Genomic DNA, 17,878 nt, shown 5'->3' with positions numbered 1-17,878 from the left:
GGCGTGTTATTCGGTTTCCAGTTCGATGTCGATACCGAGCGAGCGGATCTCTTTGATCAACACGTTGAAGGACTCGGGCATGCCGGCCTCCATGCGGTGATCGCCGTCCACGATGTTCTTGTACATCTTGGTCCGGCCGTTCACGTCGTCCGACTTCACGGTCAGCATTTCCTGCAGGGTGTAGGCGGCGCCGTAGGCTTCCAGTGCCCAGACCTCCATCTCACCGAAGCGCTGACCACCGAACTGCGCCTTACCACCCAGCGGCTGCTGGGTTACCAGGCTGTAGGAACCGGTGGAACGAGCGTGCATCTTGTCGTCGACCAGGTGGTTCAGCTTGAGCATGTACATGTAGCCGACGGTGGTCGGACGCTCGAACTGGTTACCGGTACGACCGTCGAACAGACGCATCTGACCGCTTTCCGGCAGATCGGCCAGCTTCAGCATGGCCTTGATCTCGGTTTCCTTGGCACCGTCGAACACGGCGGTAGCCATCGGAACGCCGCCTTTCAGGTTCTTCGCCAGCTCGAGGATCTCGGTGTCCGAGAACTCGTTCAGGCTTTCCTGGCGACCGCCGATCTCGTTGTAGATCTCGTTGAGGAACTTGCGCAGCTCGGCGATCTTGCGCTGCTCTTCGAGCATGCGGTTGATCTTCTCGCCCAGGCCCTTGGCCGCCAGGCCCAGGTGGGTTTCGAGGATCTGACCGACGTTCATACGCGACGGTACGCCCAGCGGGTTGAGGACGATGTCGACCGGGGTGCCATTGGCATCGTGCGGCATGTCTTCGACCGGCATGATCACGGAGACCACACCCTTGTTACCGTGACGACCGGCCATCTTGTCGCCCGGCTGGATGCGGCGCTTGATGGCGAGGTAGACCTTGACGATCTTCAGTACGCCCGGCGCCAGGTCGTCGCCCTGCTGCAGCTTGCGCTTCTTGTCTTCGAACTTGTCGTCGAGCATCTGGCGACGATCGCTGATGTAGGCCTGGGCCTTCTCCAGCTGCTCGTTCAGAGCGTCGTCGGCCATGCGCAGCTTGAACCACTGGCCACGTTCCAGACCGTCGAGGTACTCGTCGGTGATCGCGGTGCCTTTCTTCAGGCCAGCGCCGCCTTCGGCCTTGGCGCCGACCAGAGCGGAACGCAGGCGCTCGAAGGTGGCGCCTTCGACGATGCGGAACTCTTCGTTGAGGTCCTTGCGGATCTCGTCGAGCTGCTGCTTCTCGATGGCCAGGGCGCGGCTGTCGCGCTCCACGCCATCACGGGTGAAGACCTGGACGTCGATGACGGTGCCCTTGGTGCCGGTCGGCACGCGCAGGGAGGTGTCCTTAACGTCGCTGGCCTTCTCACCGAAGATCGCACGCAGCAGTTTCTCTTCCGGAGTCAGCTGGGTCTCGCCTTTCGGGGTGACCTTGCCGACCAGGATGTCGCCGGCCATGACTTCGGCGCCGACGTAGACGATACCGGCTTCGTCCAGCTTGTTCAGCGCGGCCTCACCCACGTTCGGGATGTCCGCGGTGATTTCCTCTGGGCCGAGCTTGGTGTCACGGGCCACGCAGGTCAGTTCCTGGATGTGGATCGTGGTGAAGCGGTCTTCCTGGACCACGCGCTCGGACAGGCAGATGGAGTCTTCGAAGTTGAAGCCGTTCCACGGCATGAACGCGACGCGCATGTTCTGACCCAGCGCCAGTTCACCCATGTCGGTGGACGGGCCGTCGGCCATGATGTCGCCACGCGCCACCACGTCACCCTTGCTGACCAGCGGGCGCTGGTTGATGCAGGTGTTCTGGTTGGAGCGGGTGTACTTGGTCAGGTTGTAGATGTCGACACCGGCTTCACCGGTTTCCACTTCGTCATCGGCAACACGCACCACGATACGGCTGGCGTCGACGGAGTCGATCACACCACCGCGACGGGCCACGACGCAGACGCCGGAGTCACGGGCGACGTTGCGCTCCATGCCGGTACCTACCAGCGGCTTGTCGGCGCGCAGGGTCGGTACAGCCTGACGCTGCATGTTCGAACCCATTAGTGCACGGTTGGCGTCGTCGTGCTCTAGGAACGGAATCAGCGAGGCAGCAACGGAAACCACCTGCTTCGGCGAGACGTCCATCAGGGTCACGTCTTCCGGCGCCTTGACGGTGAACTCGTTGAGGTGACGCACGGCCACCAGTTCGTCGACCAGCTGGCCTTTGGCGTTCATGGTCGCCGAAGCCTGGGCGATCACGTGATCGGCCTCTTCGATGGCGGACAGGAACACGATCTCGTCGGTGACCTTGGTGTCCTTCACCACGCGGTACGGGCTTTCCAGGAAGCCGTACTGGTTGGTGCGGGCATAAGCGGCCAGGGAGTTGATCAGACCGATGTTCGGACCTTCAGGGGTCTCGATCGGGCACACGCGGCCGTAGTGGGTCGGGTGTACGTCGCGGACTTCGAAGCCGGCGCGCTCACGGGTCAGACCGCCCGGGCCGAGTGCGGAGACGCGGCGCTTGTGGGTGATCTCGGAAAGCGGGTTGTTCTGGTCCATGAACTGGGAAAGCTGGCTGGAACCGAAGAACTCCTTCACCGCCGCCGCAACCGGCTTGGCGTTGATCAGGTCCTGCGGCATCAGGCCTTCGCTTTCGGCCATCGACAGACGCTCTTTGACCGCGCGCTCGACGCGGACCAGGCCCACGCGGAACTGGTTCTCGGCCATTTCGCCGACGCAACGCACGCGACGGTTACCCAGGTGGTCGATGTCGTCGACGATGCCCTTGCCGTTACGGATGTCGACCAGGGTCTTCAGAACGTCGACGATGTCTTCTTTGGACAGAACGCCGGAGCCTTCGATCTCGGTGCGACCGATACGACGGTTGAACTTCATGCGGCCGACGGCGGACAGGTCGTAACGCTCGGCGCTGAAGAACAGGTTGTTGAACAGGGTCTCGGCAGCATCCTTGGTTGGCGGCTCGCCAGGACGCATCATGCGGTAGATCTCGACCAGGGCTTCCAGCTGGTTGCCGGTGGAGTCGATCTTCAGCGTGTCGGAGATGAACGGACCGCAGTCAATGTCGTTGGTGTACAGGGTCTCGATGCGGACCACCTGGGCCTTGACGATCTTGGCCAGCAGGTCGGTGGTCATCTCGGTGTTGCACTCGGCAACGATCTCGCCAGTGGCCGGATGCACGATGGCCTTGGCGGTAGTGCGACCCAGCAGGTAGTCGAGCGGAACTTCCAGCTCTTTGATGCCGGCCTTGTCGATCTGGTTGATGTGGCGCGCGGTGATACGGCGGCCCTGCTCAACGATGACCTTGCCCTTCTCGTCCTTGATGTCGAACGCGGCGATCTCGCCACGCAGACGCTGCGGCACCAGTTCCAGGCTCAGAGTCTCGCCCTTCACATGGAAGACGTTGGTGTCATAGAAGGTGTCCAGCACTTCCTCGGTGCTGTAGCCCAGGGCACGCAGCAGGACGGAAGCCGGCAGCTTGCGGCGACGGTCGATACGGACGAACACGGCGTCCTTCGGGTCGAACTCGAAGTCCAGCCAGGAACCGCGGTAGGGGATGATGCGCGCGGAGTACAGCAGCTTGCCGGAGCTGTGGGTCTTGCCACGGTCGTGGTCGAAGAACACACCCGGGGAGCGGTGCAACTGGGAGACGATCACACGCTCGGTACCGTTGATGATGAAGGTACCGTTCTCGGTCATGAGCGGAATTTCGCCCATGTACACTTCTTGCTCTTTGATGTCCTTGATCGCTTTGTTCGACGATTCTTTGTCGAAGATGATCAGACGGACTTTGACCCGCAGCGGCACGGCGAAGGTCACGCCACGCAGCACGCACTCTTTGACGTCGAACGCGGGCTCGCCCAGGCGGTAGCCAACGTACTCGAGAGCGGCATTGCCGGAGTAGCTGATGATCGGGAATACGGACTTGAAGGCCGCATGCAGGCCAACGTCGCGGAACTGCTCCTTGCTCACTCCTTGCTGCAGGAATTCGCGATACGAATCCAGCTGGATGGCCAGGAGATACGGCACATCCATCACATCCGGCAACTTGCTAAAGTCCTTGCGGATACGTTTTTTCTCAGTGTATGAGTAAGCCATCAGCGTTCCCCAGCTTGGTCACCTGCTTGTTTGGCCGCTGCCGACGGCAACGACCAGAAAATCGTGCAAACCCTTGGTTTGCGCCGCCCTCGGGCGGGGTTTTCACGCCATGGACAGAGCTCATTCGAACTCCGCCCATAACGGAAAAAGGCCGGTGGCATTAGCCACCAGCCATCAGCCTTTCGCTTAACGCTCGGGCTGTAGACGCAAGGTCGTCGCTTACTTGAGCTCGACTTTGGCGCCAGCTTCTTCCAGCTTCTTCTTGGCGTCTTCAGCAGCTTCCTTGGTCAGGCCTTCGGCGATGACTTGCGGAGCGGTGTCGACTTTCTCTTTGGCTTCTTTCAGACCCAGACCGGTCAGCTCGCGAACAGCCTTGATCACGTTGACTTTCTTGTCGCCGGCTTCGGCCAGAACAACGTTGAACTCGGTTTGCTCTTCAGCAGCGGCAGCAGCCGGGCCAGCAGCAGCAACGGTGGCAGCAGCAGCGGTAACGCCGAACTTCTCTTCCATTGCCTTGATCAGCTCAACAACTTCCAGAACGGTTTTCTGGCCGATGGCTTCGATGATTTGCTCGTTAGTCAGAGACATGACTTAAATCCTGTATTGGGGTGACAGCCTACGCAGCCATCAAATTAAACATGTGATTTGAAAGGTACTTCCGCGCCTTAGGCGGCGGCAGCTTCTTTCTGGTCGCGAACGGCCGCCAGAGTACGAGCCAGCTTGCTGGTAGCGCCTTGAATCACGCTCATCAGCTGCGAAATGGCTTCGTCGTAGGTCGGCAGAGTTGCCAGTACGTCGATCTGGTTTGCTGCGAGGAACTTGCCCTCGAACGCAGCTGCCTTGATCTCGAACTTGTCGTTACCTTTAGCGAACTCTTTGAACAGACGGGCAGCAGCGCCCGGGTGCTCGTTGGAGAAAGCGATCAAGGTCGGGCCGGCGAAGACGTCGTTGAGGATACTGTACTCAGTATCAGCAACTGCACGCTTGAGCAGGGTGTTACGTACGACTTTCACGTACACACCAGCTTCACGAGCCTCTTTACGGAGTCCGGTCATAGCGCCAACAGTCACACCGCGGGCATCAGCCACAACAGCGGACAGGGCGACTTTGGCAGCCTCGTTGACTTCAGCGACGATGGCCTTCTTGTCTTCGAGTTTAATTGCCACGGGTAAAACTCCTGCTTGTTACCGTTTCACCTGATCGAAACCAGGTGTCGTTTTGGTGTCTGATTCGGTAAGGAACCGGGAGCACCATCTGCGTAGGCTTGTGGAGATCGCTCTCCGGGTTTAAGGCTTGCGCCGCCTACGGTCTTGGATAGCCCCCGCCAGGCAGGGACCCCAATCTTTCAGGCCGACGGACTCGTCCGTCGGCCAAATCACTTACGCTTCCAGCGAAGCCTGATCGATGACCAGACCCGGACCCATGGTGGTGCTCAGGGTCACGCGCTTGACGTACACGCCTTTGGAGGTGGACGGCTTCAGACGCTTCAGGTCGGACAGCAGGGCTTCCACGTTCTGCTTCAGCGCGGCGGCTTCGAAGCCGACCTTGCCAACGGAGGTGTGGATGATGCCGTTCTTGTCGGTACGGAAACGTACCTGACCGGCCTTGGCGTTCTTCACGGCGGTAGCCACGTCCGGAGTCACAGTGCCGACTTTCGGGTTCGGCATCAGACCACGCGGACCGAGGACCTGGCCCAGCTGACCGACAACGCGCATGGCGTCCGGGGAGGCGATGACCACGTCGTAGTTCAGGTCGCCGGCTTTCATTTCGGCAGCCAGTTCGTCCATGCCGACCTTGTCAGCGCCGGCAGCCAGAGCGGCTTCAGCGCCCGGGCCCTGGGTGAACACGGCAACGCGGACGGTCTTGCCAGTGCCGTTCGGCAGCACGGTGGCGCCACGCACGACCTGGTCGGATTTACGCGGGTCTACGCCCAGGTTCACGGAGACGTCGAAGGACTCGGTGAACTTGACGGTGGACAGCTCGGCCAGCAGCTTGGCGGCCTCTTCGAAGTTGTAAGCCTTGCCGGCTTCGATCTTCTCGGCGATAGCCTTCTGACGCTTGGTTACCTTAGCCATTACACACCCTCCACGTTCAGGCCCATGCTACGAGCGGAGCCGGCGATGGTACGCACGGCCGCATCCAGGTCAGCGGCGGTCAGATCGGCCTGCTTGGTCTTGGCGATCTCTTCCAGCTGAGCACGGGTAACGGTGCCAACTTTAACGGTGTTCGGACGAGCGGAACCGCTGGTCAGGCCGGCGGCCTTCTTCAGCAGAACCGAAGCCGGGGTGCTTTTGGTTTCAAAGGTGAAGCTGCGGTCGCTGTAAACGGTGATGATCACAGGAGTCGGCAGACCAGGTTCCATGCCCTGAGTCTTAGCGTTGAACGCCTTGCAGAATTCCATGATGTTCACGCCGTGCTGACCCAGAGCGGGGCCGACGGGTGGCGACGGGTTGGCCTGGCCGGCCTTTACTTGCAGCTTGATGTAAGCCTGAATCTTCTTAGCCATGAGCTACTCCAATATCGGGTCAAACGCCTCACTGAGGCTCCCCGGTTAGTACGCATTTATCCCAGTGACGACAAAACCCCACAGCCAGCGGCTGCGGGGTTCGGGATGCATTGTCCAGTTATGCCTTCTCGACCTGACTGAACTCCAGCTCCACCGGCGTGGAGCGACCGAAAATAAGCACGGCCACTTGGATCCGGCTCTTCTCGTAGTTAACTTCTTCGACGACACCATTGAAGTCGGCAAACGGACCATCGATAACGCGAACGGTCTCGCCCGGCTCGAACAGCGTCTTCGGCTTCGGCTTGTCGCCGCTATCGGCAACACGACGCAGGATGGCGTCGGCTTCTTTCTCGGTGATCGGCGCCGGCTTGTCGGCAGTACCACCAATGAAGCCCATGACGCGAGACGTGTCCTTGATCAGGTGCCAAGTCGCCTCGTTCATCTCCATCTGAACCAGCACATAGCCAGGGAAGAACTTCCGCTCGCTCTTGCGCTTCTGGCCGTTACGCATCTCCACCACTTCTTCGGTGGGGACCAGAATTTCGCCGAACTCGTCTTCCATGCCAGCCAGCTTGACGCGCTCGATCAGCGAGCGCATGACATGCTTCTCGTAACCCGAGTAAGCATGCACAACGTACCAACGCTTAGCCACGGGACACCCTTAACCGACAATCAACGAAACAAGCCAGCCCAGCAGGCTATCCAAGCCCCACAGGACCAACGACATCACCAGAACCACCGCAACCACGATCAGCGTGGTTTGCGTGGTTTCCTGGCGGGTCGGCCAGACAACCTTGCGAATCTCGATGCGCGCTTCTTTTGCCAGAGCAAAGAACGCCTGACCTTTCGCAGTCTGCAGCGCGACGAAACCGACTACTACGGCCAGCGCCAACAGAGCCAGCACGCGATACAGAAGCGGTTCAGCCGAGAAATACTGATTGCCGACAACACCTGCGACGACCAGAGCAGCCACAACGAGCCACTTCAGCGCGTCAAAGCGGGAGTCTTTAGCTTCAGCTTTGGCATTCATGAGAAAACCCTGTCGAAAGAAACGCCAGATCCACTTTTATCCAGGAATCTGGCAGGCCAGGAGGGAATCGAACCCCCAACCTGCGGTTTTGGAGACCGCCGCTCTGCCAATTGAGCTACTGGCCTAAAATCGAAGTAAGGCCGACCATTATGCCGACCTTACCGAGGCAGATCAACCGATTACTCGATGACTTTGGCAACCACGCCGGCACCAACGGTACGGCCGCCTTCGCGAATTGCGAAACGCAGGCCGTCGTCCATGGCGATCGGCTTGATCAGGGTGACAACCATTTTGATGTTGTCGCCCGGCATTACCATCTCAACGCCTTCCGGCAGTTCGCACGAACCGGTTACGTCAGTGGTACGGAAGTAGAACTGCGGACGGTAGCCCTTGAAGAACGGGGTGTGACGACCACCTTCTTCTTTGGACAGCACATACACTTCAGCTTCGAACTTGGTGTGCGGCTTGATGGTGCCCGGCTTGGCCAGAACCTGACCACGCTCTACGTCGTCACGCTTGGTGCCGCGCAGCAGAACACCGCAGTTCTCGCCAGCACGACCTTCGTCGAGCAGCTTGCGGAACATTTCAACGCCGGTGCAGGTGGTCTTGGTGGTTTCACGCAGACCAACGATCTCGATTTCTTCCTGAATCTTGACGATGCCACGCTCGACACGACCGGTTACCACGGTACCGCGGCCGGAGATGGAGAACACGTCTTCGATCGGCATCAGGAACGGCATGTCGATGGCACGAACCGGCTCAGGGATGTAGGCATCCAGAGTCTCGACCAGCTTCTTAACAGCGCTGGTACCCATTTCGTTGTCGTCTTGGCCGTTCAGAGCCATCAGAGCGGAACCGATGATGATCGGAGTGTCGTCGCCCGGGAAGTCGTAGGTGGACAGCAGGTCACGAACTTCCATCTCGACCAGTTCCAGCAGCTCGGCGTCGTCAACCATGTCGGCCTTGTTCAGGAACACGACGATGTAAGGAACGCCTACCTGACGGGACAGCAGGATGTGCTCGCGGGTCTGCGGCATCGGGCCGTCAGCAGCGGAGCAAACCAGGATCGCGCCGTCCATCTGGGCAGCACCGGTGATCATGTTCTTCACGTAGTCGGCGTGGCCCGGGCAGTCAACGTGCGCGTAGTGGCGAACGGCCGAGTCGTACTCAACGTGAGCGGTGTTGATGGTGATACCGCGAGCCTTCTCTTCCGGAGCGGAGTCGATCTTGTCGAAGTCGACCTTGGCCGAACCGAATACTTCGGAGCAGACGCGGGTCAGAGCAGCGGTCAGAGTGGTTTTACCGTGGTCAACGTGACCGATGGTGCCAACGTTGACGTGCGGTTTGTTACGTTCAAATTTTTCCTTAGCCATCTGACCCGTCTCCGAACAAGGAATTGAGAACTGACACTGCCATTAAAACAAAGGCAGATATCTGCATATCTGCCTTTGTTGAAGTGGAGCTCATGAGCGGATTTGAACCGCTGACCTCACCCTTACCAAGGGTGTGCTCTACCAGCTGAGCTACATGAGCGAAACACTTTGCGAACAACAAACTTGGAGCGGGCAGCGGGAATCGAACCCGCATCATCAGCTTGGAAGGCTGAGGTTCTACCACTAAACTATGCCCGCGGAGCTTGCAGCTCTCGCTTAAATCTGGTGGAGGGGGAAGGATTCGAACCTTCGAAGTCTATGACGTCAGATTTACAGTCTGATCCCTTTGGCCGCTCGGGAACCCCTCCAAAGTGAGGCGGCATTCTCTTCTCATGCCACCCTACTGTCAAGCATTTCCTCAATAAAAACTTGAGGTTAGCACTCTTTGACAGCAGCCCCGCGAGGCGACCCTCGCAAAGCGGGCGCCATTCTATGCAAACTATTGAGCGCTTGCAACGCTTTCACACGGCATTATTTGGTGCTGCAAATCTTTGAAGTCTGAGGCCAGCTGCTGCAGCACATCATCGGCCAGACGGCGACTCTCTGGAGCGACACGCACCCAGAAGCTGCGCTGGGCCCGCGGCAGCTCGCGTAGCATCGGCTCGTAACCCGCATCACGCAGGCGCTGCATCACGCTTTCGGCGGAATCGCTGCGCGGGAAAATCCCCAGTGAAATGCCGTTGGCCAGGTCGCCTTGAGTGATGATGTAGCTGTCGATCTTGCGCGCCTGCAATTCCTTCAGCTGACGCAACGAGGCTTGGCGCGAAGCGAGCGGAGCCAGGTACACCCAATAGTCCAGCCCCGCCGCCGCATCCACCGCGCGCACCTGAGCCTGGATATCCAGAGCGATAAGGCGCTGCTCGATCTGTCGGGCCGCATCCTCGCCCTGGAAGCTACCCAGGAAAAGACAGGTTTCATCGACAGTCGACGACGGCTGCGCAAGCTCCGGACGCGTCTTCGCGCGGTCGGCCGCATCCAGCAGGCGAATTCCCTGCTGCTCTCCTTTATAGAGAGCCATTGGCTCCACTTCCTTTACCCGCAAAGGTGCCTGCTGCTGATGCCAGACGTAATAGAAGAGATTGAGAACCAGCAGAAGCAGAAAGAACCAACGCATCAAGCACCCTCCACCGGCAGCGGACAAGCCTGAGCCAAGCCAACGAATACAAGGTCAGACACTTGCCGCGCCTGCGGCAACACCTCACTCACCAGGCCGGCATCGCCCCCCGTAAGGTACAAACCAAAGGACTCCCCGAGCAGCTCGCGGGCAAGCTCGACCTGCGTCAGGACAAAGCCGCGCAACATCAACGCACAGCCGCGCTCCACCGCCTCGACTGTCACCCTTCCCGGCTGCAGACTATGCACTGCCAGCTCGGCCGCGGCATCGTCGTAACGAATACGACGCGTATGAGTGCGCAGCTGGTTGCGCATCAGCGGAAGACCAGGACAGATGTAGCCGCCGAGGTGCTCGCCATCAGCCGTCACGAAATCGGAAGTGACCGCCGTCCCCAGATCCAGCACCAGGCAAGCGCCCCGCTCCAGCTGATACGCGCCGACCACCGCGAGCCAGCGATCCAGCCCCAGTCGCGCATATTCCTCATAACCGTTGCGCACCCCCGCAAGCTGCAAGGCAGGCCGAGCGCAAAGCACCTCGACCCCGAACTCCGCCTCCAGTGCATCCGTCAACGCCGAGGTTTCCGCATCGCTACGCACACTGACCAGCCGACAGCCCAGTAGCGACAGGTCCGCGACACCGCGCAGCGCCTCGAGCAAGCCCTCATCGGAGTCAACGACGCCGCCATGCATCCGCCCCTCGCCTTGAACTCGCCACTTGATCAGGCTATTCCCGCAGTCCAGCTCAAGAATCATCACGCAACCTCAGACTAAGCTCGCCACCACTGAACTGCCGCTCCTGCCCCGCCACATCCAGGCACAGCGCTCCGACTCGATCCACACCAAGTACGACGCCATCGATACGCTGAGGCCCCGCCAATAGGCTGACCTCTTTCCCCTGCCAGAGATGGCCAATCTCCCACTCCTCGCGCAGAGCCACGAAGCCATCTCGCCCATGCATATCCAGGTAATGACGCAGCCAGCGCCCCAGGATCAACGCCAGCTTGGTGCGATCAACCAAGCATCCAAGCTGTTCACGCAGCGAAGTCCAAGGCTGGTCGATTGGCACCGAGCTACCAGGCAACATATTCACATTGATACCGATGCCGATTACCACCTGGCAGGCGCCTGCCGGATCTCCCGCTAGCTCAAGCAGCACGCCGGCAATCTTCCGCCCCGACACCAACAGGTCGTTCGGCCACTTGAGCCCGGCGCCGACGCAACCCACCTCTTGCAGAGTCCGCAGAACAGCCAAGCCAACCGACAGACTCAAGCCATCGAGAGGAAAGGTCGAACCCTCAAGGCGCAGCCCCAGACTGTAATAGAGGTTTTCGCCAAAGGGGCTGACCCAGGCGCGCCCCCGGCGACCACGACCACCCTCCTGCTTCTCAGCCACTACCAGAAGCGGAGCTTCGGCAGAGGCAGCTAAACGGCGGAGCGCCTCGGCATTGGTGGAATCGATCGTCTCAGCTACCTGGGCTTTCCAGCCAACGTCGCGAGAGGCTGTGAGAATCGTCCCCTCATCGAGCAACGAAAGCGGCGAGGCCAAACGGTATCCTCGCCCGCGCACCCTATGCACTTCCAGGCCAAGTGAAACCTCGAGATGCTGCAGACGCTTCCAGACAGCCGCACGACTGACCCCAAGCAGCGCCCCGATGGACTCACCGGAATGAAACTGGCCATCCTGCAGCAGCCGTAATACTTCCCGCATCAAAAGAACGCTCGGATAAAGAGGCAGGCATCATAACGATGCAACATTGAAATGCCTAGAAATGCCAACACCCAGCAAGCCGGCGACCATCAGCACCACGGGTGCGACTCCTCGCCCAGAGACGCCAAAGCCACCGCGAGGGTGGCTTTTTTATGCGCGAGATCTAGGAGGGGCATAGATGGCCCGATCTCAGCACAACTTTTCTTCGGTGCAAAAGCCAAACCCCCACCCGATTTCTCGGATGGGGGTTTGGGGATAGGAGCTTGACGATGACCTACTCTCACATGGGGAAACCCCACACTACCATCGGCGATGCGTCGTTTCACTACTGAGTTCGGGAAGGGATCAGGTGGTTCCAACGCTCTATGGTCGTCAAGCAATTCGGTTGGGGACTCGGTGTTTAGTCGTTTCCCCTAATGGGTATGTGATATGTGGCGTTGCGGTTCTTAGCGAACTTTCGGTTCGTTTGTCGACTTCACCATACAACCCACAATCATCAGATTGTTTGGGTGTTATATGGTCAAGCCTCACGGGCAATTAGTATTGGTTAGCTCAACGCCTCACAGCGCTTACACACCCAACCTATCAACGTCGTAGTCTTCGACGGCCCTTTAGGGAGCTCAAGGCTCCAGTGAGATCTCATCTTGAGGCAAGTTTCCCGCTTAGATGCTTTCAGCGGTTATCTTTTCCGAACATAGCTACCCGGCAATGCCACTGGCGTGACAACCGGAACACCAGAGGTTCGTCCAACCCGGTCCTCTCGTACTAAGGTCAGCCCCTCTCAAATCTCAAACGTCCACGGCAGATAGGGACCGAACTGTCTCACGACGTTCTAAACCCAGCTCGCGTACCACTTTAAATGGCGAACAGCCATACCCTTGGGACCGGCTTCAGCCCCAGGATGTGATGAGCCGACATCGAGGTGCCAAACACCGCCGTCGATATGAACTCTTGGGCGGTATCAGCCTGTTATCCCCGGAGTACCTTTTATCCGTTGAGCGATGGCCCTTCCATACAGAACCACCGGATCACTAAGACCTACTTTCGTACCTGCTCGACGTGTCTGTCTCGCAGTCAAGCGCGCTTTTGCCTTTATACTCTACGACCGATTTCCGACCGGTCTGAGCGCACCTTCGTACTCCTCCGTTACTCTTTGGGAGGAGACCGCCCCAGTCAAACTGCCCACCATACACTGTCCTCGATCCGGATGACGGACCAGAGTTAGAACCTCAAGCATGCCAGGGTGGTATTTCAAGGATGGCTCCACGCGAACTGGCGTCCACGCTTCAAAGCCTCCCACCTATCCTACACAAGCAGGCTCAAAGTCCAGTGCAAAGCTACAGTAAAGGTTCACGGGGTCTTTCCGTCTAGCCGCGGATACACTGCATCTTCACAGCGATTTCAATTTCACTGAGTCTCGGGTGGAGACAGCGCCGCCATCGTTACGCCATTCGTGCAGGTCGGAACTTACCCGACAAGGAATTTCGCTACCTTAGGACCGTTATAGTTACGGCCGCCGTTTACCGGGGCTTCGATCAAGAGCTTCGCTTGCGCTAACCCCATCAATTAACCTTCCGGCACCGGGCAGGCGTCACACCCTATACGTCCACTTTCGTGTTTGCAGAGTGCTGTGTTTTTAATAAACAGTCGCAGCGGCCTGGTATCTTCGACCGGCATGAGCTTACGGAGCAAGTCCTTCACCCTCACCGGCGCACCTTCTCCCGAAGTTACGGTGCCATTTTGCCTAGTTCCTTCACCCGAGTTCTCTCAAGCGCCTTGGTATTCTCTACCCAACCACCTGTGTCGGTTTGGGGTACGGTTCCTAGTTACCTGAAGCTTAGAGGCTTTTCCTGGAAGCATGGCATCAACCACTTCACGTCCAAAAGGACGTTCGTCATCAGTTCTCGGCATTAAGATCCCGGATTTGCCTAAGATCTCTGCCTACCACCTTAAACACGGACAACCAACGCCGTGCTGGCCTAGCCTTCTCCGTCCCCCCATCGCAGTAACTAGAAGTGCAGGAATATTAACCTGCTTCCCATCGACTACGCATTTCTGCCTCGCCTTAGGGGCCGACTAACCCTGCGTCGATTAACGTTGCGCAGGAAACCTTGGTCTTTCGGCGTGCGAGTTTTTCACTCGCATTGTCGTTACTCATGTCAGCATTCGCACTTCTGATACCTCCAGCAAGCTTCTCAACTCACCTTCACAGGCTTACAGAACGCTCCTCTACCGCATCACTTACGTGATACCCGTAGCTTCGGTGTATGGTTTGAGCCCCGTTACATCTTCCGCGCAGGCCGACTCGACTAGTGAGCTATTACGCTTTCTTTAAAGGGTGGCTGCTTCTAAGCCAACCTCCTAGCTGTCTAAGCCTTCCCACATCGTTTCCCACTTAACCATAACTTTGGGACCTTAGCTGACGGTCTGGGTTGTTTCCCTTTTCACGACGGACGTTAGCACCCGCCGTGTGTCTCCCATGCTCGGCACTTCTGGGTATTCGGAGTTTGCATCGGTTTGGTAAGTCGGGATGACCCCCTAGCCGAAACAGTGCTCTACCCCCCAGAGTGATACATGAGGCGCTACCTAAATAGCTTTCGAGGAGAACCAGCTATCTCCGGGCTTGATTAGCCTTTCACTCCGATCCACAGGTCATCCGCTAACTTTTCAACGGTAGTCGGTTCGGTCCTCCAGTCAGTGTTACCTAACCTTCAACCTGCCCATGGATAGATCGCCCGGTTTCGGGTCTATACCCAGCGACTAAAGCGCCCTATTAAGACTCGCTTTCGCTACGCCTCCCCTATTCGGTTAAGCTCGCCACTGAATATAAGTCGCTGACCCATTATACAAAAGGTACGCAGTCACCCAACAAAGTGGGCTCCCACTGCTTGTACGCATACGGTTTCAGGTTCTATTTCACTCCCCTCTCCGGGGTTCTTTTCGCCTTTCCCTCACGGTACTAGTTCACTATCGGTCAGTCAGTAGTATTTAGCCTTGGAGGATGGTCCCCCCATATTCAGACAACGTTTCACGTGCGCCGTCCTACTCGATTTCACTTCTAAGACCTTTTCGCGTACAGGGCTATCACCCACTATGGCCGCACTTTCCAGAGCGTTCCGCTAAAATCAAAGAAGCTTAAGGGCTAATCCCCGTTCGCTCGCCACTACTAAGGGAATCTCGGTTGATTTCTTTTCCTCAGGGTACTTAGATGTTTCAGTTCCCCTGGTTCGCCTCTTGCACCTATGAATTCAGTACAAGATACCTAGGTTATCCTAGGTGGGTTCCCCCATTCAGAGATCTCCGGATCAAAGTCTGTTTGCCGACTCCCCGAAGCTTATCGCAGGCTACCACGTCTTTCATCGCCTCTGACTGCCAAGGCATCCACCGTATGCGCTTCTTCACTTGACCATATAACCCCAAGCAATCTGGTTATAGATTCGTAACGTGAAGACGACATTCGCCGAAAATTCGCGCTTGAACTCGCAAATTTTGCCTTGATTTGCTGAATGCAGTGAAACATTCAACAAGTCACTTCTATCACATACCCAAATTTTTAAAGAACAGTTCTGGCGCAAAGACCAGAAATCAACATTGAACTACCAATGTTCATTTCTGAGCTTTCAGCGATTATCGAGTTAATGGTGGAGCCAAGGAGGATCGAACTCCTGACCTCCTGCGTGCAAAGCAGGCGCTCTCCCAGCTGAGCTATGGCCCCATCTACGGACTTGGCCACATCCCTTGACAATTGGTGGGTCTGGGCAGATTCGAACTGCCGACCTCACCCTTATCAGGGGTGCGCTCTAACCAACTGAGCTACAGACCCAATCGTCTAACTCTCGGGTCTAAACCCAATCGCTTTTCGCAAGTGAATCAAGCAATTCGTGTGGGAGCTTATGAAGAAGCTGAAGTCTTCGATTAAGGAGGTGATCCAGCCGCAGGTTCCCCTACGGCTACCTTGTTACGACTTCACCCCAGTCATGAATCACTCCGTGGTAACCGTCCCCCTTGCGGTTAGACTAGCTACTTCTGGAGCAACCCACTCCCATGGTGTGACGGGCGGTGTGTACAAGGCCCGGGAACGTATTCACCGTGACATTCTGATTCACGATTACTAGCGATTCCGACTTCACGCAGTCGAGTTGCAGACTGCGATCCGGACTACGATCGGTTTTATGGGATTAGCTCCACCTCGCGGCTTGGCAACCCTTTGTACCGACCATTGTAGCACGTGTGTAGCCCTGGCCGTAAGGGCCATGATGACTTGACGTCATCCCCACCTTCCTCCGGTTTGTCACCGGCAGTCTCCTTAGAGTGCCCACCATAACGTGCTGGTAACTAAGGACAAGGGTTGCGCTCGTTACGGGACTTAACCCAACATCTCACGACACGAGCTGACGACAGCCATGCAGCACCTGTGTCTGAGTTCCCGAAGGCACCAATCCATCTCTGGAAAGTTCTCAGCATGTCAAGGCCAGGTAAGGTTCTTCGCGTTGCTTCGAATTAAACCACATGCTCCACCGCTTGTGCGGGCCCCCGTCAATTCATTTGAGTTTTAACCTTGCGGCCGTACTCCCCAGGCGGTCGACTTAATGCGTTAGCTGCGCCACTAAGATCTCAAGGATCCCAACGGCTAGTCGACATCGTTTACGGCGTGGACTACCAGGGTATCTAATCCTGTTTGCTCCCCACGCTTTCGCACCTCAGTGTCAGTATCAGTCCAGGTAGTCGCCTTCGCCACTGGTGTTCCTTCCTATATCTACGCATTTCACCGCTACACAGGAAATTCCACTACCCTCTACCGTACTCTAGCTCAGTAGTTTTGGAGGCAGTTCCCAGGTTGAGCCCGGGGATTTCACCTCCAACTTGCTGAACCACCTACGCGCGCTTTACGCCCAGTAATTCCGATTAACGCTTGCACCCTTCGTATTACCGCGGCTGCTGGCACGAAGTTAGCCGGTGCTTATTCTGTTGGTAACGTCAAAACAGCAAGGTATTAACTTACTGCCCTTCCTCCCAACTTAAAGTGCTTTACAATCCGAAGACCTTCTTCACACACGCGGCATGGCTGGATCAGGCTTTCGCCCATTGTCCAATATTCCCCACTGCTGCCTCCCGTAGGAGTCTGGACCGTGTCTCAGTTCCAGTGTGACTGATCATCCTCTCAGACCAGTTACGGATCGTCGCCTAGGTGAGCCTTTACCTCACCTACTAGCTAATCCGACCTAGGCTCATCTGATAGCGCAAGGCCCGAAGGTCCCCTGCTTTCTCCCGTAGGACGTATGCGGTATTAGCGTTCCTTTCGAAACGTTGTCCCCCACTACCAGGCAGATTCCTAGGCATTACTCACCCGTCCGCCGCTGAATCATGGAGCAAGCTCCACTCATCCGCTCGACTTGCATGTGTTAGGCCTGCCGCCAGCGTTCAATCTGAGCCATGATCAAACTCTTCAGTTCAATACTGCTTGGGTTTTGAGAAAACCCTAAACTTGGCTCAGCAATCGCATGCTCTATTTAAAGAGCTAAAACTCTCGAATTCACGAGTGTTACTTGCGTTGCTGATAATCAGTTGACCATCAGTCTTACATCACAAGCACCCACACGAATTGCTTGATTCAGTTGTTAAAGAGCGTTTCGGCGAAGTCTTTCGTCTCAACCGAGGCCGCGCATTCTACAGCAGCCTTTCAATCTGTCAAGCTGTTTTTGAAGAATTTTTCGTTTCTTCTCAACCGCTTGCGCTTCAGATTAGAACTTCTTCTCGTCAGCGGGAGGCGCATTCTACAGCGTTCAAAACCGCTGTCAACCACCTCTTTCAACCGCTTCCGATCTACCCGATCGAAGCAACCAACAAGATCAAACCACCACCTTGTCAGCCCGGCGCATTCTACTCAAATTCGCCATCCGGTCAATCTCTTTTTCATCCAACTCTTTGAATTTCAAGGAGTTTTCCGAGAGAACTGCGCCGGAAGTGGTGCGCATTATAGGGGACCAAATCTAACCGTCAACTCCTTT

The 17,878-nt window shown here is 57.2% G+C and carries 12 protein-coding genes, 6 tRNA genes and 3 rRNA genes; 1 reads left to right on the top strand and 20 read right to left on the bottom strand.

The window, feature by feature from the left end:
* Nucleotides 1-6 precede the first annotated feature (6 nt).
* The 20 genes from rpoB to OH686_RS14865 form a co-directional block, all read right to left on the bottom strand.
* Nucleotides 7-4,080, bottom strand: a complete 4,074-nt coding sequence (gene rpoB, locus OH686_RS14960; protein ID WP_289533607.1) for a DNA-directed RNA polymerase subunit beta — start codon at nt 4,078-4,080, stop codon at nt 7-9.
* Nucleotides 4,081-4,299: 219 nt separating this feature from the next.
* Complete coding sequence (rplL, locus tag OH686_RS14955; protein WP_043310286.1) at nt 4,300-4,668, bottom strand: 50S ribosomal protein L7/L12; 369 nt, start codon at nt 4,666-4,668, stop codon at nt 4,300-4,302.
* A 77-nt stretch (nt 4,669-4,745) separates the two neighbouring features.
* Nucleotides 4,746-5,246 carry a 50S ribosomal protein L10 gene (rplJ, locus tag OH686_RS14950; protein WP_137975135.1) on the bottom strand — a complete coding sequence of 167 codons (501 nt, stop codon included), beginning with the start codon at nt 5,244-5,246 and terminating at the stop codon, nt 4,746-4,748.
* A gap of 213 nt (nt 5,247-5,459) precedes the next feature.
* A complete protein-coding gene (gene rplA / locus OH686_RS14945; protein ID WP_137975134.1) occupies nt 5,460-6,155 on the bottom strand; it encodes a 50S ribosomal protein L1 in 696 nt (231 codons plus the stop codon).
* Nucleotides 6,155-6,586, bottom strand: a complete 432-nt coding sequence (gene rplK / locus OH686_RS14940; protein WP_004373444.1) for a 50S ribosomal protein L11 — start codon at nt 6,584-6,586, stop codon at nt 6,155-6,157. Before rplK ends, rplA begins: the two co-directional genes overlap by 1 nt.
* Nucleotides 6,587-6,704: 118 nt before the next feature.
* A complete protein-coding gene (gene nusG, locus OH686_RS14935; RefSeq protein WP_289533604.1) occupies nt 6,705-7,238 on the bottom strand; it encodes a transcription termination/antitermination protein NusG in 534 nt (177 codons plus the stop codon).
* Between the two features lie 9 nt (nt 7,239-7,247).
* Nucleotides 7,248-7,616: a preprotein translocase subunit SecE gene (gene secE / locus OH686_RS14930; protein ID WP_137975133.1), complete on the bottom strand. Its 369-nt coding sequence runs from the start codon at nt 7,614-7,616 to the stop codon at nt 7,248-7,250.
* A 49-nt stretch (nt 7,617-7,665) separates the two neighbouring features.
* A tRNA-Trp gene (locus tag OH686_RS14925) sits at nt 7,666-7,741 on the bottom strand.
* Between the two features lie 54 nt (nt 7,742-7,795).
* On the bottom strand, nt 7,796-8,989 hold the full coding sequence (gene tuf, locus OH686_RS14920; RefSeq protein WP_279867659.1) for an elongation factor Tu: 1,194 nt from the start codon (nt 8,987-8,989) through the stop codon (nt 7,796-7,798).
* An 84-nt stretch (nt 8,990-9,073) separates the two neighbouring features.
* Nucleotides 9,074-9,149, bottom strand: a tRNA-Thr gene (locus tag OH686_RS14915).
* A gap of 24 nt (nt 9,150-9,173) precedes the next feature.
* Nucleotides 9,174-9,247: transfer RNA gene (locus OH686_RS14910), tRNA-Gly, on the bottom strand.
* A gap of 25 nt (nt 9,248-9,272) precedes the next feature.
* A tRNA-Tyr gene (locus OH686_RS14905) sits at nt 9,273-9,357 on the bottom strand.
* A 131-nt stretch (nt 9,358-9,488) separates the two neighbouring features.
* Complete coding sequence (locus tag OH686_RS14900) at nt 9,489-10,163, bottom strand: SPOR domain-containing protein (RefSeq protein ID WP_289533603.1); 675 nt, start codon at nt 10,161-10,163, stop codon at nt 9,489-9,491.
* Nucleotides 10,163-10,915 (bottom strand): pantothenate kinase, encoded by a 753-nt coding sequence (locus OH686_RS14895; protein ID WP_289533601.1) that lies wholly within the window; start codon nt 10,913-10,915, stop codon nt 10,163-10,165. Before OH686_RS14895 ends, OH686_RS14900 begins: the two co-directional genes overlap by 1 nt.
* Nucleotides 10,905-11,870 (bottom strand): bifunctional biotin--[acetyl-CoA-carboxylase] ligase/biotin operon repressor BirA, encoded by a 966-nt coding sequence (birA, locus tag OH686_RS14890; RefSeq protein WP_289533599.1) that lies wholly within the window; start codon nt 11,868-11,870, stop codon nt 10,905-10,907. Before birA ends, OH686_RS14895 begins: the two co-directional genes overlap by 11 nt.
* 261 nt (nt 11,871-12,131) lie before the next feature.
* Nucleotides 12,132-12,247 (bottom strand): 5S ribosomal RNA (rrf, locus tag OH686_RS14885).
* Between the two features lie 139 nt (nt 12,248-12,386).
* Nucleotides 12,387-15,278: ribosomal RNA gene (locus OH686_RS14880) — 23S ribosomal RNA — on the bottom strand.
* 231 nt (nt 15,279-15,509) lie between these two features.
* Nucleotides 15,510-15,585 (bottom strand) — tRNA-Ala (locus OH686_RS14875).
* Between the two features lie 31 nt (nt 15,586-15,616).
* Nucleotides 15,617-15,693: transfer RNA gene (locus OH686_RS14870), tRNA-Ile, on the bottom strand.
* Nucleotides 15,694-15,786: 93 nt separating this feature from the next.
* Nucleotides 15,787-17,323: ribosomal RNA gene (locus OH686_RS14865) — 16S ribosomal RNA — on the bottom strand.
* The 16S, 23S and 5S rRNA genes sit together here with 2 tRNA genes alongside, the layout of an rRNA operon.
* Before the next feature lie 149 nt (nt 17,324-17,472).
* Here OH686_RS14865 and OH686_RS14860 point away from each other — a divergent pair.
* Nucleotides 17,473-17,799, top strand: coding sequence for a hypothetical protein (locus OH686_RS14860; RefSeq protein WP_289533598.1), 327 nt, complete (start codon nt 17,473-17,475; stop codon nt 17,797-17,799).
* Nucleotides 17,800-17,878: the final 79 nt, after the last annotated feature.

This window comes from Pseudomonas sp. SO81 (assembly GCF_030374125.1).
Classification (GTDB): domain Bacteria; phylum Pseudomonadota; class Gammaproteobacteria; order Pseudomonadales; family Pseudomonadaceae; genus Aquipseudomonas.
This window is presented reverse-complemented; position numbering and strand designations above follow the sequence as displayed.